This window comes from Gemmatimonadaceae bacterium (assembly GCA_020846935.1).
Lineage (GTDB): Bacteria > Gemmatimonadota > Gemmatimonadetes > Gemmatimonadales > Gemmatimonadaceae > RBC101.
The window spans coordinates 144,276-165,943 of the sequence record JADLCY010000005.1 but is presented as its reverse complement, the minus strand read 5'-3'; the positions used below and the strand labels follow the sequence as shown (position 1 = coordinate 165,943).

Sequence of the window (21,668 nt, the reverse complement as noted above, 5' to 3'; positions counted from 1 at the left end):
GATGTCTTCACGACCCCACCCCTTCTTGTCTCGGCACACGAGGCGGACAATTGTAGAGCCAGCATGGCCCATGGCCTTGCGACCTGCGTCACACATTTTCGATGCGACACTTTGACCGACGGCACGCGCCTGACGAGGCCTCCGGCCGCTGCTATCACGGACGCACGAGCGCGTGCCGTCGTCAACGCGGAGTCGCGCTCGACCCACCACCACCCGGCGGACTCGTCCACACGTGAAGCCCTACGACGTCATCGTGCTCGGCGCCGGCGCCATGGGGAGCGCCGCTGCCCTTCATCTCGCTCGGCAGGGCCAGCGTACCCTCGTCCTCGAGCGGTTCGGCGTGGCGCACGACCGCGGGTCGTCCCACGGCCTCACGCGCATCATCCGGCTCGCCTACTTCGAGCATCCGTCCTACGTACCGCTCCTGCGCCGTGCGTTCGAGTTGTGGCGCGACCTCGAGCGGCAGGCAGGAGAACCGATCCTCCACGTCACCGGCTCGCTGGACGCCGGTCCCGTCGACTCGCGAACCGTCAGCGGTTCCATCCGCTCGTGCCGGGAGCACGACCTGCCGTACGACGTCCTGACGCCCGGCGACCTCGCGGCGCGCTTTCCCGCGTACCGTTTGCCGGCGGGCCACGTCGGCGTGTTCCAGCCCGACGGGGGCTTCCTCGTGCCAGAGCGCTGCATCGCCGCGAGCCTCGAGCTCGCGCGAGTGGCCGGAGCGGACGTTCGCCCCGCCGAGGGCGTGGTCCGCTGGGAGGCGAAGCGTGGCGCGGTGACCGTCGACACCGCGCGCGGCACCTACGAGGCGGGCCAACTGGTCGTTGCCGCCGGCGCCTGGGCACCGGCGCTCGTGCCGTCGTTAGGTCCGCTGCTCACGCCTGAACGTCAGGTCGTGGCCTGGTTCGACGTGGCGGATCGCGATGCCTTTGCGCCCGAGCGATTTCCGGTATTCAACCTCGAGTGGGAAGGCGAACACTGGTACGGCTTTCCCGAGTTCAGCGCCCCTGGCTTCAAGGTCGGCTGCTACCATCACCGGCGTGAAGCCGTCGACCCCGAGCGGCTGGACCGTGCGCATGTGGACGACGACGATCTCGCGCTCCTGCGCCCCCTGGTGCGTGCGTGCTTCGCGGGTGCCCAGGATGAAGTGCTGCAGGCCAAGGTCTGCATCTTCACCAACACGCCCGACGAAGACTTCATCATCGACCGGCTCCCCGGGTCCCCCGAAGTCCTCATCGCGTCCGCCTGCTCAGGACACGGCTTCAAGTTCGCCGCGGTCGTTGGCGAGATCGTGGCCGACCTCATCGCGCGCGGGAGCACCACGCACGACATCGCGCGCCACGCGCTCGCGCGCTTCCCGCAGCTCAGCGCCTGACGATCACGTCGCTCGGCAATGTCCCGACCACATCCGGTGTTGCCAGCGCGCTGAAACCCGATCGGCCAAGAATCTCGCGCCCTTCGGCCGACAGGAGGAAGGTGACGAAGCGGCGCGCCACATCGCCGTGCGGCGCCTGGGTCGGCACGGTCACCGCAAAGACGATCGGAGCACCGCGCAACACGATCGGCGCGCGTCCCCCGGGCTCGGGTAGTTCGACGTGTGCCGAGGCATAGGTCGACGCCAGAGCCGGGTCACTGAGGTCCACCGCTGCCGGGAGTTTGACATAGGCCAGACCGTGCGCCCTGGCCAGCGACTCATATGTCCACCCGTAGTCCAGTTCGCCCAGCTCGAGGTGTGCCGAAAGGTCTGCTTCGGCACGACGCACGTTCCGCTCGGGGATCGCGGCGCGCAGCTTTGCCGTGAGGCCGGGCACGCCGTAGTGGCGCTCAGCCAGTTGCATCGCCATGTCTGCTCGATAGCCGCTGGGGTCCACGCGCATGTCGGAACGACCCGTTTCCACGCCGGGACGCAGCAGCACCTGCCACCAGTTCTCCGTCGTGATCTCGTCCCTGAACCGCGCCTTTGGACCATAGGCGAGTACGAGGGCGTTGGTGCCAAAGGCCACGTACCACGTTGCGTATTTCGGCAACACGAGCGAATCGAGCAACGCGCGATCGGCCACGGCCAACACGTCCGGAACGCGGCCGAGCTCGGTCATCATGCGCACCGCCTCCAGACTCGGCGCGTTGAGCTGGTCGTGAACGAGCCCAGGGTTCTGCGCGGCGAAGGCGGCGATCAGGTCGCGAAAGGGCGGGCCCAGCGCCGCCGCGTTGAAGACGCTCAGGGCCTGAGGTTCCGCGGTCCGTTGGCGGTCACACGCCGACAGGCATCCAGCCGCGAAGAGTATCGTCCCGATCCAGCAGTGCACGGCTCTCGTCATGAGGAGAGACCTAAGCCACGCCACGAAGGTTCGGTAGATTGGTCGAGGCTCCCGCCACCACCGTGGCCCCGTTCCGCACCTGCCGCGCTCCCGCGGTGGGCTCGTAGGCTACTTTGGCTACGAGGCCGTGAAGGAGGCGGAGCACAAGCTCGCCACACCACCGTCCAACCTCCCCGACGATGTGCCGCAACATCAAGACGCTCGCCAATTTTGAACCACCGGCGACCACAGACGAAGTCCATGCCTCGGCGCTGCAGTTCGTGCGAAAGCTCAGCGGAACCACCAAGCCATCCCGAGCGAACGAGGAGGCATTCAATATCGCGGTGGCTGAGGTCAGCGCGGCGGCCCGACGTCTGATCGATTCACTCGTGACTACCGCGCCTCCACGCGATCGCGAGGTCGAAGCGCGCAAAGGGCGCGAGCGCTCCCTCAAGCGGTTCCCGCGCTCGGCCTGAATATCGTAGCGTTGCGTTGGCAGCACACCGTGGCTTGTCCGCATTGCGGTTCGCCACGAACGGTGCTCAAGAACGAGTTCGGATCGACGGCGTGTTCAGCGGCCAGATCCGTCCACCGCGTCGATGCGTCGCTGCGCTTCGGACCAGTCCACCACCGGCGCCACGTCGTGGTCCGACAGATCGAGTGACGCCAGTGCGCGCTCCACCACCGGAGCGCCCAGCCCGGGCGGTAACGCCCGGCCAAACGCCAGCTCCGCGCGACGGCACAGTCGCTCCTCGCGCGCCCGGTCGCGCCCATCGCGTCGAACACCCATCACGTCGACCCTGGCGTGCATGCCCTCGTGGATGATCGATGAAGCCACCGGCGCCGCCGAGATGTCGCGTCGATTCAGGAACGTCAGCTCCGTGATGCACACGCGCTCGTCGGGGACGTAGGCGCCGCGGCAGGCGAACCGCACGACCCGGATGCACCGCAGGTCACGGCGCAGGTGCCGTAGCCGCCACGGCTGGACCGCCTCGATCAGGCCGAGCGCTTCGTCGAGCCTGGCGATGACGTCCGCGGTGGCAATGTCGGGCCGCGTATTTTCCACCACCACGGGAATCCCGCGGACCAGAAAGCCCATCGGCTCGGCGCTGTGTTGCATGCTTCCTCCTCGAGTACCTGAACTGAACACGCGACACCCACTTGCCGCCATCAACCCCGATCCGCGACTTTCCGACAGAGGCCCCGGACCCCGAGGACACGGCACGTGGTTGTTACAGGATTGGTAGGCTGGCGCGGCATGGTTGGTTCCGTGCTCATGGATCGCATGCGCGCCGAGGACGACTTTGCGCACATCGAGCCGCTGTTCTTCTCGACCAGCAACGCCGGAGGTCCGGCCCCGGCCGACGCCCGGAACGAGACGCGCCTCCTCGACGCGTACGACCTGTCCGCACTCCGGCGGTGTGAAGTCATCATCACCGCCCAGGGCGGCGACTACACCTCGAAGGTGTATCCGCAACTGCGCGCCGCTGGCTGGCGCGGGCATTGGATCGATGCCGCGTCGACGCTGCGCATGAACGGCGACAGTGTCATAATCCTCGACCCGGTCAACCTGCCGGTCATCGAGGCCTCGCTCGCCCGCGGTGGTCGGGACTGGATCGGGGGCAACTGCACCGTGAGCTGCATGCTCATGGGCGTGGGGGCGCTTTACAAGGCGGGGCTGGTCGAGTGGATGTCGACGCAGACCTACCAGGCGGCATCGGGCGCAGGCGCGCAGAACATGCGCGAGCTGCTCACGCAGTTCGGCGCGCTCCACGCCTCGGTGAAGGATCTGCTCGACGACCCGCAGAGCGCGATCCTCGAGATCGACCGGCGCGTACTCGCGCGGCAGCAGGGCGCGAAGGCCGCCGAGGTGGCACACTTCGGAGTCCCGCTCGGCGGCTCGCTCATCCCCTGGATCGATCGCGACCTCGGCGACGGCGTGAGCCGCGAGGAGTGGAAAGGCATGGCCGAGACCAATCGCATCCTCGGCCGCGGCGACGGGTTCGGGACGCCGGCCATTCCGGTCGACGGGTTCTGCGTACGCATCGGCGCCATGCGCTGCCACAGTCAGGCGCTCACCATCAAGCTCACGCGCGATGTGCCTCTGCCCGACATCGAGGCGATGATCGCGACCGACCATTCGTGGGTGAAAGTGGTGCCCAACACGAAGGAAGCGACGCTCAGGGAACTCACGCCGGTCGCGGTCACCGGAACGCTCACGGTCCCGGTTGGGCGCATTCGCAAGTTGGCGATGGGCCCGGAGTACCTCGGGGCCTTCACGATCGGCGATCAGCTGCTGTGGGGCGCCGCGGAACCGTTGCGGCGCATGCTCCGAATCCTGGTCGAATCGGGGGCCGCGCAGCGACTCTCGCCCGTCGCCGCCGACTGACTGCGGTGGGCGCCGCGGAACCGTTGCGACGCCTGCTGCGATTCCTGGTCGAATCGGGGGCCGCCCGGCAACTCTCTCCCGTCGCCGCGGACTGATCGTGGTTCGAAGCCGGCGGGGTCGCTCAGCCCTGGCTCGGGACCGAGCGTTGCTCCTCTTCCTCGACCAGCTCGGGTAGCTGTCCCGTGCGCAGCAGCGCCGTCATGTCGCGCGCGGAGATCGGTTTGCCGAACAGGTAGCCCTGGCCGTAGTCACAGCCCAGGTCCCGGAGTCGCTCGTGCTGACCTTCGTGCTCGACGCCTTCGGCGATCGTCCGGAGCGTGAGCAGGTCGCCCAGCGCAATGATCGTCCGCGCCAGCGCATCTTCGTTAGGCCCGCGGGCGAGTCCCGTGGTGAACGAGCGATCGATCTTGAGGATGTCCACCGGAAACTGCTGCAGGTACGACAGCGAGGAGTAGCCGGTACCGAAGTCATCGATCGCGAGTCGAACGCCGAGTTCCTTCAGGTCGCGCAGACGTTCGAGCACGCTCCGTCCGCTCTCCATGATCACCGACTCGGTGATCTCGAGGATCAGGTGCGACGGGTCGAGCCCGCTGCTCGCGAGGGCCTCCCGCACGTCCTGGTGGAGGTCGGGGGCTTGCAGCTGTTTTCCCGACAGGTTCACCGTGATCGAGAGCGGCCGTGTGCGCCCGGGGAGCCGATTCCAGTACGCGGCCTGCTGGCACGCGTCGGCCAGCACCAGCCGACCGATCGCGAGGATCAGCCCCGTTTCCTCGGCCACCGGGATGAACGACGCCGGCGGGATCAGGCCCTTGAGCGGATGACGCCAGCGCGCCAGCGCCTCCATGCCCGTGAGTTCGCGGGTCTCCAGGTCGACAATCGGCTGGTAGGCCACCCAGAAATCGCGACCCTCGATCGCCGTGCGCATGTCGACTTCGAGCATGACGCGATCGACCAGCGCGGTGTGCATCGAGCGGTCGAAGAACACGAAGGTGCCGCGTGATGCCGACTTGGCCGCATACATCGCCACGTCCGCGTTGCGCATCAGGTCGTCCACGGTCGACGAGTCTTCGGCGCGCGCGATGCCGATGCTCGACGAGACTCGCACCGTGTTCCCCGAGTTCAGCTCGATCGGGGAGCGCAGCGCGTGCGTGATGCGTTCCGCGACCACGCTCGCGTCGGCCTCGGTTCGTACGTTTTCGAGCAGCACCGCGAACTCGTCCCCGCCCAGCCGGGCGACGGTATCGCAGCCGCGTGTCGCGTTGAGCAGGCGGTTGGCCACCACCTGGAGCAGGCAGTCGCCCGCGCCATGGCCGAGCGTGTCGTTGACGTTTTTGAAGTTGTCGAGGTCGAGGAAGAGCACCGCCACCTCGGACCGATCGCGCATCGCGCGCGTGAGCGCGTGCTCGGCGCGATCGCGAAAGAGCGAGCGGTTGGCGAGTCCGGTCAGGCCGTCGTAGAACGCCTGCTGCAGCAGCTTGGCCTCGAGCGCCTTGCGGCTGGTGACGTCTTCGACGATGGCGATCAGCCGCACGTCGCGGGCGCCCTGGGCGTGCGACACCGTGACCGAGCCCCAGACCTCGGCGCCATCGCTCCGCGCAAACAGTACCTCGGCTGTGGCGCTCGCCTGTTCGCCATCCACGAGATCGCGGATCAGGCGCTCGCTCGTCTGTTCGTGTTCTGGCGTGGCAAAGTCGGAGATGCGGCGGCCGACAAGCTGCATGTTCGACGCGCCCACAATGGACGTCATCGCGCCGTTGGCCTCGAGGACCGCGCCCTGCTCGTTCAGCAGCGCCACACCGACCGCGGAGTGTTCGAACACCGCGCGAAAGCGCGCTTCGAAGTTCCGGCGCAGCGAGACGGCCTGGCGCAGTGTGCGTTCGTTCCACGCCGTGGCGTAGGTGGCCACGACGCCAGCGATGAGCAGGAGCAGCGTCTTGGCGCCTTCGTCGAGGAGGGACGTGCCGCGGGTGGTCACCGTCGCCGTCGGATCGTCGTTGAGCGCCAGGCGACCCGTGGCCGTGAAGAAGACGACGATGGCCGCGTACTGCAGCGTTGCCGTGAGCGCGGTGCTGAGCGCGAGGCGCGGCGAACCCGTGAACGGCCGCGCCGCGAGGATCACGAAATACGCGCTCAGGATCGGTGACTTCACCGCGAAGTTCGGATCACCGAACAGCCCATAGCACGTGGCCAGGATCGAAACGGCCGAGACGTCGAGCAGGGCGTTGACCGTGGAGAGCGTGCGGGACTGCGCGCCGCGAGCGTGCCACCAGAAGTGCTGTCCCACGGCCCAGGCGAGCATCGGGGCCAGTGCGAACAGGTTGGCGAGGTTGAGTCGGGCGTCGAGATACGGGCCGTACGCGATCGCCGCGATCGCCAGCACGCCAATGACCAGGATGCGCACCCCATTCACCGATCGCTCGGCCAGCGCAAACTGCGCCTGGAGCACCTGTGAAGTGCTCTCGTCGAACTCGTGGAGGCTGGTGGCGCGGGGAGTGTGCACAGCGGGCGGCGAAAGGACAGCGCGTCCCCTGCTGAGAGGGGTCGATTACGTATGAGACGGGCGAGTGGGGAGTGCCGTCACCGGGGCGCGCTGGCCAGGCGCGCCACTGGGCGGCGGCCGGGATTCCGGGGGAGCCAGCGGCTCAGTGGCCCACGGGAGCGTGGCGTAGGAAACGCAAAGAGCCGCCTTTCGGCGGCCCTTCTCGATTGCCCCTCCTGGGCTCGAACCAGGACTCTTCTGATCCAGAGTCAGACGTGTTGCCAGTTACACCAAGGGGCAGAAGGCCCGAACTTTCCTGCGCGTTCCGGCGTAGCACAATAACCCGGGCTTTCGCCTCCCGGCAACCCCGCCGCATCATCGGCCGCGCGCGGCGACCACGACCTATACCATTGCCCCTGAACCGCTTACGCTCGGTGCGCGCGGGTGCGCTTCCCATCCTCTGCGCCGCCGCGCTCGGGGCCTGCCGGGACGCGATTCCCGCGTGGGGACCCACCCTGGCCGAAGCTCGACTCAACGCGAACAACGCGTTCGCGGGCTTCGCCGTCCGCTTCACCAACGTCCAGCGTGACGCGAAGTTCGCCGCGGCTCGACCGATCATGGGGCGCTACGCGCTCACGCCGGCCCGCCTGTATCGGGACACAAGTCTCTGGACCATCCACCACGCACCGGACTCCTCCCAGGGGCTCTACCTCGACGCCACGTTCGATCAGGGCCGCTACCTCTTCAGCGCCCGGGCCAGCGCGCCCTACCCGCGCCGCCTCGGTGACGAACGCCACTACATCCGGCTCGCCAAACTCGGCACAGGCGACTACGAGTGGATCACGATCGTCGATCACGGGATCGGGCCGGTGCCGGCCGCGCGGGTGGGCGATGCGTTAGGCGCATTCGTCACGGCGTTCGAAGGCCGGAGCGGCGTGGAAACACTCGCCGACATGCGCGGCACGTTCCCCCGTGCGGCGAGACAGCTCGGGCGACTGTTTCGCGTGGACTCCCTTCGCACGATGCAACTCGCCGACGGATCCACCGGGCTTGCGCTCTCGATTCGATGGCAACCCGATTCCATGCGCCGCGGCAGTCCGGCGTTTGCGGCGTGGGTCGACCGCTACGTGATGCCCACGACGTGGCGCCTCCAGGTCCACGACCACGGTGGCGTGCGCTACCTCGACGTGATCGGCGGACCGGGAGCCATCACCATTCATGCGCGGGCACGCGCAGGAGGGCTCGTTGCCCTGAACGGCGCGCCGCGCCCGCTCCCCGATTCGCTCCGCATGACGGCCGAAGTGTCAGCGAAGTTCAGGATCTTTCGCGTCGGCTTCGAGAGGCTGGTCGGCGACGTGATCATCGAACGGAGCGTCCACGAGCGCGGCCTCATGCTGCGGTTCCGGGACGAGCCCGAGTGGCACTTTCCGCTGGCCATTCGCCACCTCATCAGGACACCGCTGCGGCGCCCCTTCGAGGGACGCGGCACCGAGATGCGCCTGAGCGTCCGCGATGACCTGGGCACCCAGACGATGAGCCTCCGTCACATCCGAACGGTGGTGAACGAAAGCGCCATCATGCGCTGGCTCAACGGGCTCGGTGCCACCGCGTTCGGGGACTTCGAGGGCGCGACGGAGATCGAGGAGAATCGCTTCCTCGCCGCGGTGTTCGAGTCCTTGCGACGCGACGTGGGCGACTTCAGGCCGTAGCGAGAACGCCGGAAAATCGAACGGCCGCCCTGGGGCGGCCGTTTCTGCGGGAGTGCGGATTCGCGGGGGAGGTGCCAAGCACGTCGTCATTGGAACTCTGCGTCCTACCGAACGACGGCTGGCCAAATCAACCAACCCGAATCGCGAAACCGACACATCTATGGAGCTGAGGGGAGTCGAACCCCTGACCTCTGCAGTGCGATTGCAGCGCTCTCCCAACTGAGCTACAGCCCCGACGAGGAGAACGCTCCGCTTGTTATACGACGGTCGCACTCCAATCGTAACAACCCTACGGGCAATAGCCGTACCGGGTTGCGGCGAAAGGTAGTCCGACTGTCTGGAAAGTCAACAACACGCGCGGCAAGCGCCGTAGTCGCAATCACTTGCACTCACATACCGCGCGCTGGCGAGAAGGTTCCCGAAGGAACGGCCGGAATCGAGAAAAGAACCGCCAAATCGCGCGTGGTGCGGTGTGGCTTGTCTTGACGGTCACGGCTGAGCGCTCCCTGGACGGCGCCGCCTTCGCGGCCCGGCGACCGGCACCGCCCCGGTCCCCCGTCCGCCCTCCCGAGCGACCGGAAGCCGTGGCCCCAAAGCCGGATGCGGGCGCGACCAACGCGATGCGCCACTCCCCCGTGCGGCCGCGGCGGGCGCCAGGGCCGCACCGCGGACTGAGCCGGTGCGGGGCCTACCGGCGGAGGTCGCCCTGCAGCGACGTCGTGTCGAGCGCCGAGGGCCGGTCTGACGATGCCTCGAGGTCGCGGCCCGTGACCACGCGGGATTCACGCTCCACAAACCGGCGACCACCATGTTCGGCAGCGCGCGCGATCGCGTTGGCACGGCCACGCGCTTCACCGCCCTCGCGTCCGATCGCCGACATGTGCTCGCGATCGCGGCTCACGATCACGCCGCCCTTGCGACCCGCGGCGCGCGCCTCATCCCGCGACCACTCATGGGCCGTGCCCTTGGCGTGCGCGGCGCGACCACCCTTGCTCGCGATCTCCTTCTGCCGCTCGGGATCCATCGAGGCGAATCCTCGCTTGCTCTTTCCTGTCATGACGTGACTCCTCCTGCCAATGCGAATGTAGACCTGGAAGGGATCCTCTTCCCTGCACGCAGTGCGCGTTCTGCCTCACGGGGCTGAGCATCGGTGGGCGACCAAACGGCCGGGCCTGCAATCGATCATCAGTGGGATCGATGCGGCCTCATCCACGATTCCGTGCTCGACAACCCCTGCGTGACGCGACAAGGCGCGTCGACCTCAACTACCCACCAGCGTGCTGCTCGTTTCCCTTGCTCGATGGCAAATTGCTACCGGATTGGAGCAGGCTCAGCGATGTACATCACAATGAAGCAACACGACTTACCGTCAATATCTCTCGCGAGATAGAACCGAACTCAGCCGCTATATTCCCGCCGTCATGCCCCTCACCATCCGCTTCCTCGGCACGTCCGCTTCCCGCCCAACGGTCGAGCGGAGCGCCCCTTCGATCGCCCTCATCCGTGAAGGGGAAACGCTGCTGTTCGACTGCGGAGAAGGCACGCAGCGACAGATGATGCGATACGGCGTCTCGTTCGCGCTCGATGATGTGTTCTTCTCGCATTTCCACCTGGATCACTTTCTCGGGATCGTCGGGCTGATGCGTACGCTCGCATTGCAGGGGCGAACGGAACCGTTGCGCTGCTGGGGACCGAGAGGCGCCGAGCGACTCCTGCGCCGCTGCGAAACGCTTGGCGGCGATCGGCTCACGTTTCCGGTGCAGATCACCGAGCTGGAGCCCGGCGAAGCGGTACCGCGCAAGGACTACGACATCCGCGCCGTGAACGCGGTGCACCGCGGTGGGCCCGCCCTGAGCTGGGCGCTCATCGAACACGAACGCCGAGGCCGCTTTGACCCCGACCACGCGCGCTCGTTAGGTATCCCCGAAGGGCCGCTGTGGGGTCGCGTGCATCGCGGCGAGTCCATCACGCTCCCCGATGGTCGCACCATCGATCCCGCCACGCTCGTGGGCCCCACGCGACGCGGGCGACGCATCGTCATCACCGGGGACACGCGGCCCTGCGATGCCACGATCGAGGCCGCGCATCGCGCGGACCTGCTGATCCACGAAGCGACGTTTGGCGACGAAGAGGCCGAGCGCTCGGTGGACACGGGTCACTCCACGGCGCGCGAGGCCGCCGGAGTGGCACGCGACGCCGAGGTGAAGCGGCTGGTACTCACGCACCTGTCAGCACGCTACACGCGCGACCCTCGGGATCTCGAGACCGAAGCGCGGAGCGTCTTTGCGGCGACAACCGTCGCGCGCGACGGGATGGAAATCGATGTGCCGTTCGAGACTGACGGCGCGTCGGGCGCCAGCGGCTAGGAAACGATCCAGCCCGGCCGTTCCGTGTTCATGGGGAGCGAACGGCGAAAGAGGCGCGCGAGTTCGGCCTCATTGAGCCCGCCCGCCAGCGTATGGGCGTCGAGGTGCGCACTCGGGTCCTGCGCAGTCGCCGACCGCACGTTCAACCATGCGTAGCGGTTGAGCCGCGCGGTCTCGCCCGTGGGGTGATGAAAGATCACCATGGCGCTGCTGTGGGATGGCATGCGGACCTGAGCGCCCCACAGGGTCCCGTCCGGTGCGCGATAGGGCGTCATCTTGCTCATAGGGGTCAGGCGTGTCGCGGTGCGGCGAGCAGGGTCTCCACCGGCTGGCGGCCGGCATAACCCGAGGCGGCGTCGTGCCAATACTGCACGGAAGGCTCACCGAACTTCCAGCACCACAGCACGGGTTGTCCGTCGACGTCGCCCGGAAAGTCGACGAGACCGAGTTCGAATCCCTTGAACTCGACGCCCAGGCTCGTGAGCTCGGCGAGAAAGCCCTGGATCTCGTGCGCAAGCTCCTGAGCGCGGTGCTGCAGCGCCTCGGCTTCCGCGGTCGGACGATCGGATCGGCTCAGGGCCGTCGCCATCTCGAACTGCTCGACCGTCTGCTGCCACGTGCGGTAGTGGTCGAGGATGTCGCGGACGATCCGGCTCACGAGCGGGAGCATCCGATTCGCCATCTCGAGCGTGAAGCAATGCGGCATGAAGGAAGGGTGACGCGGTGTGCCCGTCAGAGTCAAGCGCCCGGAGCGGCGAGACGCACCGTCCGGTCGCCGACGGTTCGCTTGTCGCGTGTGCTCAGCGCGCCTCGCTCAGCGAGTGCGCCCGACGTCGCGCCGCCTGGGCATGCAACTCGTGGTCGGCGGCGGTCTCGAGCTGCAAGCGCGGCACCGGCGCGGGCGCTCCGTCTTCGCCCAAATGCACGAACGTGAGCCAGCATTCGTTCGTGTGTCGCTTGGATCCGGCGCTCACGTTCTCCGCGTACACGTCAGCGACCACGGCGAGCGAGGTCGTACCGACGAACACGACACGCGACCGCACCTCAACGAGTTCCCCGACGCGAATCGGCTCCTTGAAGAGGATGCGGTCGATGGAAAGCGTGGTGACCTGCCCGCCGCTGTGTCGCATGGCGGCAAGGGCTGCGCATCGGTCGACCATGCTCATGATCACGCCGCCAAAGACGGAGGGCTGCTTCAGGCCGTTGGCCTGGTGCGGCATCATCAGGTCGGCAACCGTGGCTTCGCTGTCGCGGGGAGTACGGGGTTCCATGTGCGTCGGACTCGTTGGGACGCGAGGCGGCGCCATGGGCGGCGCGCGGGACCTGACGTCGGGTTGGTGAGACCACCATACGCGGCGGCCTCGTCAAAGGCGCGGGACAGGGCGCGGCGCATCGGCACGTCCCTTGGCGCGGTGCCTAACCGAAAAAGGCGCAGCACGGGCAGCGGAAGTGACGCCACCAGCTGCGAGCGGCCATCGCGATGGAGTTCGAGGGACGCGGACGTTCCCGCGCTGTCCACCGTCGCCACCACGTCGTAGGCGGTATCGCTCCAGGTCACCGTGGAGGGCGACGCCGATGTTGGCAGCGTTGGCGCCACGTCACTCCACCAGGGGCCGCGGTCAATCGGGATCTCGCCGAGTGGGAGGGAGAAACCGCCGGCGCGTGCGCCGCGCCCGGGCACGAGGAAAGCGATGGCCGGCCCGTCGCCGGTGACGAGGAGTTCGAACGATGCGGCGTCGAACGCGAAGCCGTCAATCGCCTGGCGCGCGCGTCCGGCGCGTGCGTCCGTGGCGCGTCGGACGGAATCCAGCGCAGCGCTGAAGCGCGCGCGCCCCTCGTCTCGCGTGCGCGCGGCCGCTGCCTCACTCGTCAGGCGCTCGAGACCGACGGGCGAGCCGTCGCGCACATCGACCACGCCTCGCTGGGTCAGGTGCTGGTCGCGCTCGCCGTGAATGTCGACGTCGAGGTGAAACTCGTAGCTGAGGAACGGCCCGGTGACGTCCAGCAATTCCGTGTCGGTCGTGGCCTGCACCACGGGGTCATCGCTCACCTCCTCGTCGGGATCGAGGGGGCGATCGTCAGGATTGCGTGCCGCCCACGTCATCGCGATGCCGGCGATCGTCGTGTCGTAGCGGACCAGGGCGGAGTCCCCGGACAGGATGTCGCGTCGAAAGACGCGCTGCCCGACCATGAGGGCATCGCGATACGAGAGGTCTTCATCGACGACGTACAGCTCATGAAACCGCCCATCGACGTTCGCGAGCATCATCGGCGACCGACGAGTGACCACACCGGACGCCGCGGACTCCACCCAGAACGTGGAGTCGCCGGCGACGATGAGGAACGACGCCGGAACGAAGGTGGCCGGCTCGCCGCAGGCGACGGCGGTGAGCAGGACGAGCGAAAGACCGCGAGCCCGAAACATGGGCGGAAAGCTATCGCACCCCGGGCGCGAGGTGCGCGTCTCGTCAGGCGAGGCGACGCACGCCGTCGACGAGTCGAGTGACTTCATCGGCCGTGGTGTAGCAGGCGCACCCCGCCCGCACCACACCGTCGGCCGCGCGCCCGATCCGCTCGATGGTGGTCGTGGCGTAGAAGTCCCCATTGGACGCAAACACGCCGGACTCGGCGAGCCCGCGTGCCACGTCGTCGCAGCGCCGCCCCTGCACCGAGAAGGACACCGTGGGCGTGCGCGTTGCGCCGGGCGGCGTGCCGTACATCGTCACGCCGGGGATCGCCGAGAGGCCTTGCCAGAGCTGGGCGAGGAGCAGTTCCCCACGCTCGTGCAGGGCATGCATCGTCGCCACGAGCCGATCGCGACGCGTTGGACCCTCGGAGAGCGACGCGAGAAACTCCACCGCCGCGCCCATGCCGACGATACCCTCATGATTCTGCGTTCCGGTTTCGATACGCTCGGGGGCTTCGGCGGGCGCGGGATCGAGTTTGGGCACGTCGAGCGCGTCGAGCAGGGCCAGTCGCGCGTACAACACGCCGGCGTGCGGACCGTAGAACTTGTACGACGAGCAGGCCAGAAAATCGCAGTCCCACGCCTTGACATCGATGACGCCGTGCGCCGCGTAATGCACGGCGTCGACGAAGAGCAGCGCCCCGACGGCACGCGCGAGCGCGGCGGCGCGCGGTATGTCGTTCACCGTCCCGAGCGCATTGGACGCCGCACCAATCGCGAGCAGGCGCGTCTTTGCCGAGACCAGCGACTCGAGGTGCGCCCAGTCCAGCACTCCCTGTTCGGGCCGCATCCGCGCGGTGTGGACCGTGATCCCGCGCTCCGCAGCCAGCGCACGCCAGGGCGCGACGTTCGCGTGGTGGTCGAGCTCCGTCACGATCACTTCGTCGCCCGGTCCCCACGCACGACCGAGGGCCCGCGCCAGGTGAAACGTGATCGTGGTCATGTTGTTGCCGAACGAGACGTCGTGCGGGCTCGAGTTGAGGAAGTCCGCCACCGACTCACGTGCGGCCCACAACATCGCGTCCGTCTCCACGCTCGACGGATAGAGCCAGTGGGTGTTCGCGTTGTGATTGAGCAGGTAGTCGGTCATGGCCGCCACCACGGGTGACGGCACCTGCGTGCCGCCGGGTCCGTCGAAGTAGGCCACGCGATGTCCGCGATGCACGCGGGCCAGCGCCGGAAAGAGGGCGCGGATCTCGTCAGGCGATTTCATGAGGGACGTGGTGGAACCTGCACGCCAAAGGTTGAAGACCGTATGCACCATTCTTTAGATGGGCGGCACGGTAGCCGGACCGCCTGCTTCGCGCAGCCACATGGGCGCCGTTCCCGCTCCCAGGCTTCATGTGCCAGCCCAACGTGGTGCCGGCGTACGTCGCCTTCCATCCTTCCCTGCCGTGCGCTGGCGCTTTGTCCGGCCGTAAGGGCAGAAGTCAGTCGGCAATGTCCACCGCGCTCCAACGCTCGATCAGGCGCACGGCTTCGACATGATCGGCATCTTCGCCAAGCTCGGTGCGCGCGACCCGGAACAACTCCGCGACGTGCTGTGTCAGCGACGACGGCACGCGCTGCTCTCGCAGGAAGTCGGCGGCGATCGCCACGTCCTTCTCCAGCAACGCCAGCTTGAACGTCCGCGGAAACGCGCGCGTCAACACGCGCTGCGGGATCAGGTTCTCCGACGCATTCGATCGCCCGCTCGAGGCGTTGATCACCTCGAGCGCAGCGCTCGGCTTCACCCCGGCTTTAGTCAGCGCGGCCAGTCCCTCCGCGGCCGACCAGATATGGACCGCCAGCCAGGCATTGTTGACGGCCTTGAGCGCGTGCCCCGCCCCGACCGGCCCCACGAGCACGATCTTGCGTCCGAATGCCTCGAGCACGGGTCGGGCGCGGGCAAACGTGGCCTCGTCACCGCCGCACATCACCGTCAGCGTGCCGTTCACCGCGCCGCTGGTTCCACCGCTCACCGGCGCATCGAGAAATCCCACGCCGTGCTCGGCGAGACGGGCCGAAATGCGTTGCGATGACGCCGGGTCACCCGACGTGCAGTCGATCAGCAGGCTTCCCGCCTTGAGGCCGGCGATGAGACCGTTGTCGCCGTCCAACAGGCCCGCGACCTCCGCCGAGGTGGGCAGGCACGTGATCACGACGTCGCGCCCAACCGCCGCTTCGCGCGGCGTGGCGGCAACGGTCGCGCGGTGCTCGGCGGCAAATGCAATGGCGCGGGCCGTGGTGCGATTCCAGACGACGAGCGGTTCGCGCGCGGCCAGGTGAGAGGCCATCGGCGTGCCGATGGCGCCGAGACCGAGGAAGGAGACGGACATGCGATGAGGCGAAACGGGAAGATCGGCCCGGGCGGCCAGTCACGAAGCTACCTTTCGTCGCGACCTATGGAAGTTCCTCGCCGTCCCACGCTGCACATCGCGCTCGAGATCGACGGCATGACCACCGTCCACTGCGTGCGCGCCGTCTTTCAGGCGTTGGCCGGAGTCGACGGCATTCGTCGCGCCGACGTCGCCCTGGGGCGCGCTGAGATCGAGTGCGATCGCGATGTCCCGGATGCGCGGATCCAGGCGGCCCTGGATGTCGTGGGCTACCGGCTCACCACCCGGAGGACTGCGCGTCGAGTCCTCCCGATGCACGACGCCCCCTGAACGCCGGAGCGCCCGTCGCCGGGACGGGCGCTCTCATGCGACTGCCGACGGCTCAGAGGCTGAACCAGTAACTCGCCTTCACGAGGAAGGTGTTCTCCGGGTGTGCGCCGAACAGGTTGCGGTAGTCGCGGCCGAGTCGGAAGGAGCCGGCATCGAGCCCGTCCTGGGTGCGGCCCTGCTGCCAGACGAAGAACAGCGTCGACCCGGGCCGGTACTCCCAACGCAGCACGCTGTTGGAGCGGAACTGCTTGAAATTGAAGCCGCCCGGCTCACCGCGCTGCGTGAAGGGCTCGAACTGCGAGTCATACGAGCGGTTTCGCGGATCGCGCACACGGCGCCAGTCGGAGTACTCGCCCCCGGTGGCAAAGGGCTGCGCGTACACCTGCAGCGAGAGCGTGGGCGAGGCAGTCCAGTTGACGCGCGTGGTGACCGCGACGGTCTTCTGGTCGAGGTGCGCCACGGTGTAGTGCGCGGTGTCGCTGCCGATGACGCCGTAGTTGCCGAGAAACTGGCGGTCATCGACGTTGCGCGAATAGCTCACGCCGACGCGCGCCGAGAACTGCGAGGCCAGGCGGAATGCGACGCTGGGGTTGAGGTTCAGGCTGTGCGACCGCCCGGCATCGCCCCGGCTGAAGTTCACGAACATCTCGGGCACAGCCACCCGTCGCTGGTCGCCAGTGAACCCGAAGAACGAGAACATCCTCGCCATCTCGCGATAGGTCGGGCCGCCCCGCAGGCAGGCGGCACACAGGGCGCCCATCTCGCCGCCCACACCGCCGAAGAAGAACCACATGTTCTTGAGCTGGCCGTTCATGTTGACGTTGCCGCCGTGCCCAGTGTTGGTGCCATCGGAAAGCCAGCTGTTCCACTGGTTGAAGTTGATCTGCAACCGGCGATAGAACGCCCGCGGTTCCTGGAACGACAGGGCAAACCAGTTCGACTGGCCCATGTTGTTCACGCTTTGCATGTACCCGACGTCGTTGACCTCGAGACCCGGCGACTTGTACCAGACGCCGGTGTGAAAGCGCGTGATGCCGCCACCGCTCTTTTGCAGGTTGAGCCCTCCGCTCACACCGCTGAGGCTCGTGCGCGTCGAGTCGAACTGGATATCGTCGTCGGGTCGCTGGTAGAAATGCACGCCGTTGCGCTGTGTGCGCGCGATGGCATCGGTCGAGCCCTGGACGGTGCTGCCGAGCAGGTGCCCGGAGAACTGGAGGTTGCCACCGGGGCCAAAGCGATGGCGCAGGTCCAGTCCTCCCGTGTAGGCCGCGCGGCGCAGCCAGGGCAACGTCTGGTCGTCGAGGTCGCGGTTGACCGCGCTCATGATGAGGCCGATGCCGCTGCGTCCTCCGCGCAGATCCTGCTGCAGGCGCCCCACGAAATAGTTGGTCCGCGGCTCGACGGTGAGCGTGTCGGCGACGTCCTCGCGCGCCGTCACGGCGTTCATCACGCCGATCGAGAGGCCGCTGGAGAGGCGACCGGTGAGTTTGGCCGCGCCGAGGATCGTGGAGGACGTGGGCACGGCGAGTCCGTCGCGGCTGAGGAATCCGGTCTGTGGCGGACGCCCGATGCGGCGCGAGTAGAACGGCCCGGTGCACTGTCCGTCATTGCAGTCGATGGCAAACGAGAAAATGCCAGTGCCCTCGAGAAAGAACGGACGCCGCTCCTCGAAGAACTGCTCGAACGCACCAAGGTTGAGCACCGCGGGATCGGCTTCCACCTGACCGAAGTCGGGGTTGATCGTGGCGTCGAGCGTGAGGTTGGACGACAGGCCGACCTTCATGTCGGCGCCAAACGAGGAGCGCTGCGTGCGGCCGAACGCGGCGCCGCGCTGCCGGGACTCGTTGGATTGCACCGAATAGGGCATGACTTCGAGCCGCCGGTTGTTGCCGATGCCGCGGATACCGTGGATCTCGCCCAGCTGCGACGCGATGCCGAACTGCGTCCGACGGAACAAAGGCCAGCTCGTGCGCTCATTGAGCCGCGCCACCTCGCGGAAGATGCCGATGCCGAAGGTGTGATCGTCCCGGTCACTGAACCGGAGCTGACTCAATGGAATGCGGAACTCGGCCGTCCAGCCGAGTGAGTCGATCGCCGTCTTCGACTCCCACACCGCGTTCCAGGTCAGATCCTCCTCGGAGTCGTTGAAGAGGTAGATGTCGCGCTGCACGCCGGCTGGGTTGACCATGAACTGGTAGCCCGTGCGCTTGTCGTGGTACGAGTCGATCGTTACACGGATGTAGTCCGACTGCGTGCGCTCGTCGCGCCGGCTCAGCAGCGCCATGATCGAATCCGGGTGCGGATCGAACGCGCGCACCAGGATGTAGAGGTTCCGATCGTCGTAGGCGATCCGCGCTTCCGTGTTGAACGTCGGTTCGGCGTCCTCGACGGGATCGAACTGGCGAAACCCCTGGATCACCTGGGCGCTCCGCCATACGGCGTCGCGGTCGCGTCCATCGATGACAGGCGCGGCGTCGGCGCGGATGGCACTGGTGGTGAACGCCGACGGCGCGCGCACCGGGTCATTGCGTGGCGCCAGTTGCTGGGCGCCAAGCGGAGCCGCGGCGATGAGAAGCGGAACGCAGACGAAAGGGCGCATATGGGATCGGGATGTCGGCAGGGACAAGCTGCCCGGTGCACGCTCGGCACGTCGCGATCGCGGTGACGGAGCGATCTCCAACCGCCGCGGGGCGCGGAACGCAGACTTCGACAGCGACGGGAGGCAAAGGGTTGGTCGGCCCTGGGTCGCGCGCTTGTTCGTGCTCGACGACATGGGTAGGTTGCCGTCCGCACCGAGGATGAGCCCGCAGGTGGGAGGCGCGGCGTCGCGGCGCGAACTTCAGATTCGACGCGGTGCGCGGTGGTGAGCGGGTGAGGCGCGACCGGTCCTGGCGAGCCTGCGAACAGCCGGCGCGCCCTGACGACCGCAGGACGTCCAAGCGCCGCGCGGCGGCGCCTTCAGCTGGCGGCACATGAGTCTTTCACACGGATCCGACAAGCCACTCGCTGCGCTGCTCGCGCCCGACATCCTCGCGTTGCTCGAGGAGTCGCCGGCCGACCTTGCGGTCGAGACCGAGGAGATCCACCCCAAGGACCTCGCGGATGTTGCCGAGCTGTTGCCTCGCGAGCGGCTTGGCGACTTTCTGCGCGTGCTCGGCGCCGCGCGGGCCGCCGACGTGGTCGGCTATCTCGACGAGCAGCTCCGCACCGAACTGCTCGAGCACATGACCACCGAGCAGGCGGCGCAACTCGTCGGCGCGATGACGCCCGACGATCGCGCCGACGTGCTCGAGGATCTCGAAGAGGCGACCGCCGACGAGATCCTGCAGGACCTCCCGAAGGAAGCCCGCCAGGAAACAGAGCGGCTGCTCCAGTTCGACCCGGACACCGCCGGCGGCCTGATGACGACCGAGTTCGTCGGGATCGCGAGGGAGCTCACGGTGGAACAGGCGCTGGCACAGGTGCGGGTCGCGGCGCGCAGCGGACGCAAGGAAGCAATGCACGCGCTGTACGTGACCGATGAGCGCGGCACGCTCGTGGGCGTGCTCTCGCTGCGCGAGCTGCTGGCCGCCCCGGAGGGATCCCGGCTCGCCGACATCGCATGGACCGAGGTCGTCAAGCTCCCCGCCACCGCCGATCGCGAGGAGGTCACGCGCATCACCTCGGAGTATGACCTGGTGGCCGTACCCGTGGTCGACGCGTTCGATCGCATCATCGGCGTCATCACGGTCGACGACGTCATCGACGCCATCCACGACGTCCAGACCGAAGACGTGCAGCGCCTCGGCGCCGTGCAGCCGCTGGAGGCGCCGTACTTCCAGGCGAGCTTCTGGAGCGTGGCGCGCAAACGGGTCGGATGGCTCGTCTTTCTTTTCATCGGCGAGATGTTCACCGGCACCGCGATGCGTCACTACGAAGACACGCTCGCCGCGGTGCTGGCCCTGACGCTGTTCATCCCGCTCATCATCTCGTCGGGCGGCAACTCGGGCTCGCAGTCGGCGACGCTGATCACGCGCGCGCTGGCCGTGGGTGACGTGGAGATCACGGATGCGCTGCGTGTGTTGTGGCGCGAACTGGGTCAGGGCATGGTGCTCGGCGCCGGGCTCGGGGTGATCGGGTATGTGCGCGCACTGATGTGGGGCACCGCCTCGGACGTGGCGCTCGTCGTGGCGCTCACGCTGATCGCGGTGGTGATGGTGGGAGCCGTCGTCGGCGCGATGCTGCCCCTGCTGTTCAAGCGGCTCAACTTCGACCCGGCCATCGCGTCTTCGCCCTTTGTCGCGTCGCTGGTCGATGTGACCGGCCTCGTCGCGTATTTCACGATCGCACGCCAGATCCTGCACATCGCATGACCGCGGTCGACCTCGGCGCGGCGGCGCCGCGTGCCGAAGGGCGCGCGATCCGGCAGGTCGTGCTCGCCGCGCTTGGCTTCTCGCTCATTCCCATCTTCACCGTCATCGCCACGCAACGCGGCACGCCGCTCACGATCATCCTCGCCGGCCGATACGCCGTCGCCGCGCTCGCGCTGCTTCCCGCCATCGGGTGGCTACGACGCAATCCTCTGCCCAAGGGCCGACTCGTTCCCCTCGTCGTGATCGGCGCGAGCGGTCAGGCACTGGTTGCCGCGCTGTCGCTCTCCGCGCTCGCGTGGATTCCGGCCGCCACGCTCGTCTTCCTGTTCTACACCTTTCCCGCGTGGGTCACGCTGATCAGCGCAGTCCGCGGGCTCGAGCCGCTGGATCGACGTCGGCTCGTGGCGCTGGCCATGTCGTTCGCCGGGCTTGCGCTGCTGGTGGGCTGGCCCGGCACGGCGGGCGTGCATCCGATCGGCGTGGGCCTCGCGCTCGCTGCCGCCGTGGGCTACGCGGCGTACGTCCCGGTGATGGGGCACCTGCAACGCGGCATTGACGCCTCGCTGACCACGCTGGTCATCGCGCTCGGCGCGGTCCTGATCTTTGTGGTCGCGGCGATGCTCCGTAGCGAACTGGCGTGGCCAAACCATGGCGCGAGCTGGGGCGCGATCGCCGGGCTTGGCCTCATCTCCACCGTCATTGCGTTCCGGCTGTTTTTCGTCGGGCTCGCGGCACTCGGCCCGGTGCGCACCTCGATCGTCAGTACCGTGGAGCCGCTCTTTGCCGCCGCGTTTGCCGCGATCCTGCTCGACCAGCCCGTGACCCTGCCGATCGTGGCGGGCGGGGCCCTCATTCTCTCGGCCGTCGTCGGGCTCCAACTCGGCGCAGCATCACGAGGACCCTGACCGCAGCAGCCGCGCCCTCGATACACCACGGGCCTGCGCGTTCTCGTCAGGCTCTC

Annotated in this window: 20 protein-coding genes and 2 tRNA genes; 9 read left to right on the top strand and 13 right to left on the bottom strand. The window is 67.8% G+C overall.

All coding sequences use genetic code 11. The features are described from left to right. Positions 1-271 precede the first annotated feature (271 nt). Positions 272-1,375 carry an N-methyl-L-tryptophan oxidase gene (gene solA, locus IT361_07475; protein MCC6317521.1) on the top strand — a complete coding sequence of 368 codons (1,104 nt, stop codon included), beginning with the start codon at positions 272-274 and terminating at the stop codon, positions 1,373-1,375. Here the strand turns inward: solA and IT361_07470 are convergent. Beyond that, complete coding sequence (locus IT361_07470; protein MCC6317520.1) at positions 1,365-2,318, bottom strand: extracellular solute-binding protein; 954 nt, start codon at positions 2,316-2,318, stop codon at positions 1,365-1,367. The two genes, solA and IT361_07470, sit on opposite strands and share 11 nt — an antisense overlap. Positions 2,319-2,355: 37 nt before the next feature. Between IT361_07470 and IT361_07465 the strand changes: the two genes are divergently transcribed. Beyond that, positions 2,356-2,532 carry a hypothetical protein gene (locus IT361_07465; protein MCC6317519.1) on the top strand — a complete coding sequence of 59 codons (177 nt, stop codon included), beginning with the start codon at positions 2,356-2,358 and terminating at the stop codon, positions 2,530-2,532. Next, complete coding sequence (locus tag IT361_07460; GenBank protein MCC6317518.1) at positions 2,498-2,773, top strand: DUF2277 domain-containing protein; 276 nt, start codon at positions 2,498-2,500, stop codon at positions 2,771-2,773. Before IT361_07465 ends, IT361_07460 begins: the two co-directional genes overlap by 35 nt. Before the next feature lie 95 nt (positions 2,774-2,868). Here the strand turns inward: IT361_07460 and IT361_07455 are convergent, their stop codons facing one another. Then, positions 2,869-3,417 carry a hypothetical protein gene (locus tag IT361_07455; protein ID MCC6317517.1) on the bottom strand — a complete coding sequence of 183 codons (549 nt, stop codon included), beginning with the start codon at positions 3,415-3,417 and terminating at the stop codon, positions 2,869-2,871. Between the two features lie 105 nt (positions 3,418-3,522). On the opposite strand from IT361_07455, the gene asd reads away from it, so the two are divergent. After that, positions 3,523-4,686, top strand: coding sequence for an aspartate-semialdehyde dehydrogenase (gene asd, locus IT361_07450; protein ID MCC6317516.1), 1,164 nt, complete (start codon positions 3,523-3,525; stop codon positions 4,684-4,686). A 121-nt stretch (positions 4,687-4,807) separates the two neighbouring features. On the opposite strand, the gene IT361_07445 is transcribed toward asd, so the two are convergent. Both IT361_07445 and IT361_07440 read right to left on the bottom strand, forming a co-directional pair. Beyond that, entirely contained in the window at positions 4,808-7,186 is a 2,379-nt protein-coding gene (locus tag IT361_07445; protein ID MCC6317515.1) for an EAL domain-containing protein, read from the bottom strand. A gap of 206 nt (positions 7,187-7,392) precedes the next feature. Beyond that, a tRNA-Gln gene (locus IT361_07440) sits at positions 7,393-7,465 on the bottom strand. Positions 7,466-7,575: 110 nt separating this feature from the next. On the opposite strand from IT361_07440, the gene IT361_07435 reads away from it, so the two are divergent. Beyond that, on the top strand, positions 7,576-8,874 hold the full coding sequence (locus IT361_07435) for a hypothetical protein (GenBank protein ID MCC6317514.1): 1,299 nt from the start codon (positions 7,576-7,578) through the stop codon (positions 8,872-8,874). 161 nt (positions 8,875-9,035) lie between these two features. Here IT361_07435 and IT361_07430 read toward each other — a convergent pair. Then, a tRNA-Ala gene (locus tag IT361_07430) sits at positions 9,036-9,108 on the bottom strand. Between the two features lie 454 nt (positions 9,109-9,562). Continuing rightward, on the bottom strand, positions 9,563-9,931 hold the full coding sequence (locus IT361_07425) for a stress-induced protein (protein ID MCC6317513.1): 369 nt from the start codon (positions 9,929-9,931) through the stop codon (positions 9,563-9,565). Between the two features lie 364 nt (positions 9,932-10,295). Between IT361_07425 and rnz the strand changes: the two genes are divergently transcribed. Beyond that, positions 10,296-11,240, top strand: a complete 945-nt coding sequence (rnz, locus tag IT361_07420) for a ribonuclease Z (GenBank protein ID MCC6317512.1) — start codon at positions 10,296-10,298, stop codon at positions 11,238-11,240. Here rnz and IT361_07415 read toward each other — a convergent pair. From IT361_07415 to IT361_07390, 6 genes are all read right to left on the bottom strand, one after another. Beyond that, entirely contained in the window at positions 11,237-11,524 is a 288-nt protein-coding gene (locus IT361_07415) for a hypothetical protein (GenBank protein ID MCC6317511.1), read from the bottom strand. The two genes, rnz and IT361_07415, sit on opposite strands and share 4 nt — an antisense overlap. A 5-nt stretch (positions 11,525-11,529) precedes the next feature. Then, on the bottom strand, positions 11,530-11,946 hold the full coding sequence (locus IT361_07410) for a DUF2203 domain-containing protein (protein ID MCC6317510.1): 417 nt from the start codon (positions 11,944-11,946) through the stop codon (positions 11,530-11,532). Positions 11,947-12,040: 94 nt separating this feature from the next. Continuing rightward, positions 12,041-12,511, bottom strand: coding sequence for an acyl-CoA thioesterase (locus IT361_07405; GenBank protein ID MCC6317509.1), 471 nt, complete (start codon positions 12,509-12,511; stop codon positions 12,041-12,043). Beyond that, positions 12,463-13,665, bottom strand: a complete 1,203-nt coding sequence (locus IT361_07400; protein MCC6317508.1) for a hypothetical protein — start codon at positions 13,663-13,665, stop codon at positions 12,463-12,465. The genes IT361_07405 and IT361_07400 overlap by 49 nt, the downstream gene beginning before the upstream one ends. Positions 13,666-13,708: 43 nt before the next feature. Continuing rightward, the gene (locus IT361_07395) at positions 13,709-14,920 is read right to left on the bottom strand and encodes a cysteine desulfurase-like protein (GenBank protein MCC6317507.1); all 1,212 of its coding nucleotides are present in this window, start codon (positions 14,918-14,920) and stop codon (positions 13,709-13,711) included. Between the two features lie 217 nt (positions 14,921-15,137). Continuing rightward, on the bottom strand, positions 15,138-16,025 hold the full coding sequence (locus IT361_07390; protein ID MCC6317506.1) for an NAD(P)-dependent oxidoreductase: 888 nt from the start codon (positions 16,023-16,025) through the stop codon (positions 15,138-15,140). Positions 16,026-16,091: 66 nt separating this feature from the next. On the opposite strand from IT361_07390, the gene IT361_07385 reads away from it, so the two are divergent. After that, complete coding sequence (locus IT361_07385; protein ID MCC6317505.1) at positions 16,092-16,355, top strand: copper chaperone; 264 nt, start codon at positions 16,092-16,094, stop codon at positions 16,353-16,355. A gap of 52 nt (positions 16,356-16,407) precedes the next feature. On the opposite strand, the gene IT361_07380 is transcribed toward IT361_07385, so the two are convergent. After that, a complete protein-coding gene (locus IT361_07380; protein ID MCC6317504.1) occupies positions 16,408-18,954 on the bottom strand; it encodes a carbohydrate binding family 9 domain-containing protein in 2,547 nt (848 codons plus the stop codon). A 373-nt stretch (positions 18,955-19,327) separates the two neighbouring features. Between IT361_07380 and mgtE the strand changes: the two genes are divergently transcribed. Continuing rightward, a complete protein-coding gene (gene mgtE, locus IT361_07375; protein ID MCC6317503.1) occupies positions 19,328-20,707 on the top strand; it encodes a magnesium transporter in 1,380 nt (459 codons plus the stop codon). Next, positions 20,704-21,612, top strand: coding sequence for a DMT family transporter (locus IT361_07370; protein ID MCC6317502.1), 909 nt, complete (start codon positions 20,704-20,706; stop codon positions 21,610-21,612). Before mgtE ends, IT361_07370 begins: the two co-directional genes overlap by 4 nt. Positions 21,613-21,668: the final 56 nt, after the last annotated feature.

Coding starts and splice junctions, on each gene's coding strand:
- IT361_07385 (MCC6317505.1), top strand. CDS start 16,092: ATGGAAGTTCCTCGCCGTCCCACGCTGCACATCGCGCTCGAGATCGAC.
- IT361_07415 (MCC6317511.1), bottom strand. CDS start 11,524: ATGAGCAAGATGACGCCCTATCGCGCACCGGACGGGACCCTGTGGGGC.
- rnz (MCC6317512.1), top strand. CDS start 10,296: ATGCCCCTCACCATCCGCTTCCTCGGCACGTCCGCTTCCCGCCCAACG.
- IT361_07425 (MCC6317513.1), bottom strand. CDS start 9,931: ATGACAGGAAAGAGCAAGCGAGGATTCGCCTCGATGGATCCCGAGCGG.
- IT361_07395 (MCC6317507.1), bottom strand. CDS start 14,920: ATGAAATCGCCTGACGAGATCCGCGCCCTCTTTCCGGCGCTGGCCCGC.
- IT361_07370 (MCC6317502.1), top strand. CDS start 20,704: ATGACCGCGGTCGACCTCGGCGCGGCGGCGCCGCGTGCCGAAGGGCGC.
- IT361_07380 (MCC6317504.1), bottom strand. CDS start 18,954: ATGCGCCCTTTCGTCTGCGTTCCGCTTCTCATCGCCGCGGCTCCGCTT.
- mgtE (MCC6317503.1), top strand. CDS start 19,328: ATGAGTCTTTCACACGGATCCGACAAGCCACTCGCTGCGCTGCTCGCG.
- IT361_07470 (MCC6317520.1), bottom strand. CDS start 2,318: ATGACGAGAGCCGTGCACTGCTGGATCGGGACGATACTCTTCGCGGCT.
- IT361_07455 (MCC6317517.1), bottom strand. CDS start 3,417: ATGCAACACAGCGCCGAGCCGATGGGCTTTCTGGTCCGCGGGATTCCC.
- IT361_07400 (MCC6317508.1), bottom strand. CDS start 13,665: ATGTTTCGGGCTCGCGGTCTTTCGCTCGTCCTGCTCACCGCCGTCGCC.
- IT361_07405 (MCC6317509.1), bottom strand. CDS start 12,511: ATGGAACCCCGTACTCCCCGCGACAGCGAAGCCACGGTTGCCGACCTG.
- IT361_07460 (MCC6317518.1), top strand. CDS start 2,498: ATGTGCCGCAACATCAAGACGCTCGCCAATTTTGAACCACCGGCGACC.
- IT361_07410 (MCC6317510.1), bottom strand. CDS start 11,946: ATGCCGCATTGCTTCACGCTCGAGATGGCGAATCGGATGCTCCCGCTC.
- solA (MCC6317521.1), top strand. CDS start 272: ATGGGGAGCGCCGCTGCCCTTCATCTCGCTCGGCAGGGCCAGCGTACC.
- IT361_07390 (MCC6317506.1), bottom strand. CDS start 16,025: ATGTCCGTCTCCTTCCTCGGTCTCGGCGCCATCGGCACGCCGATGGCC.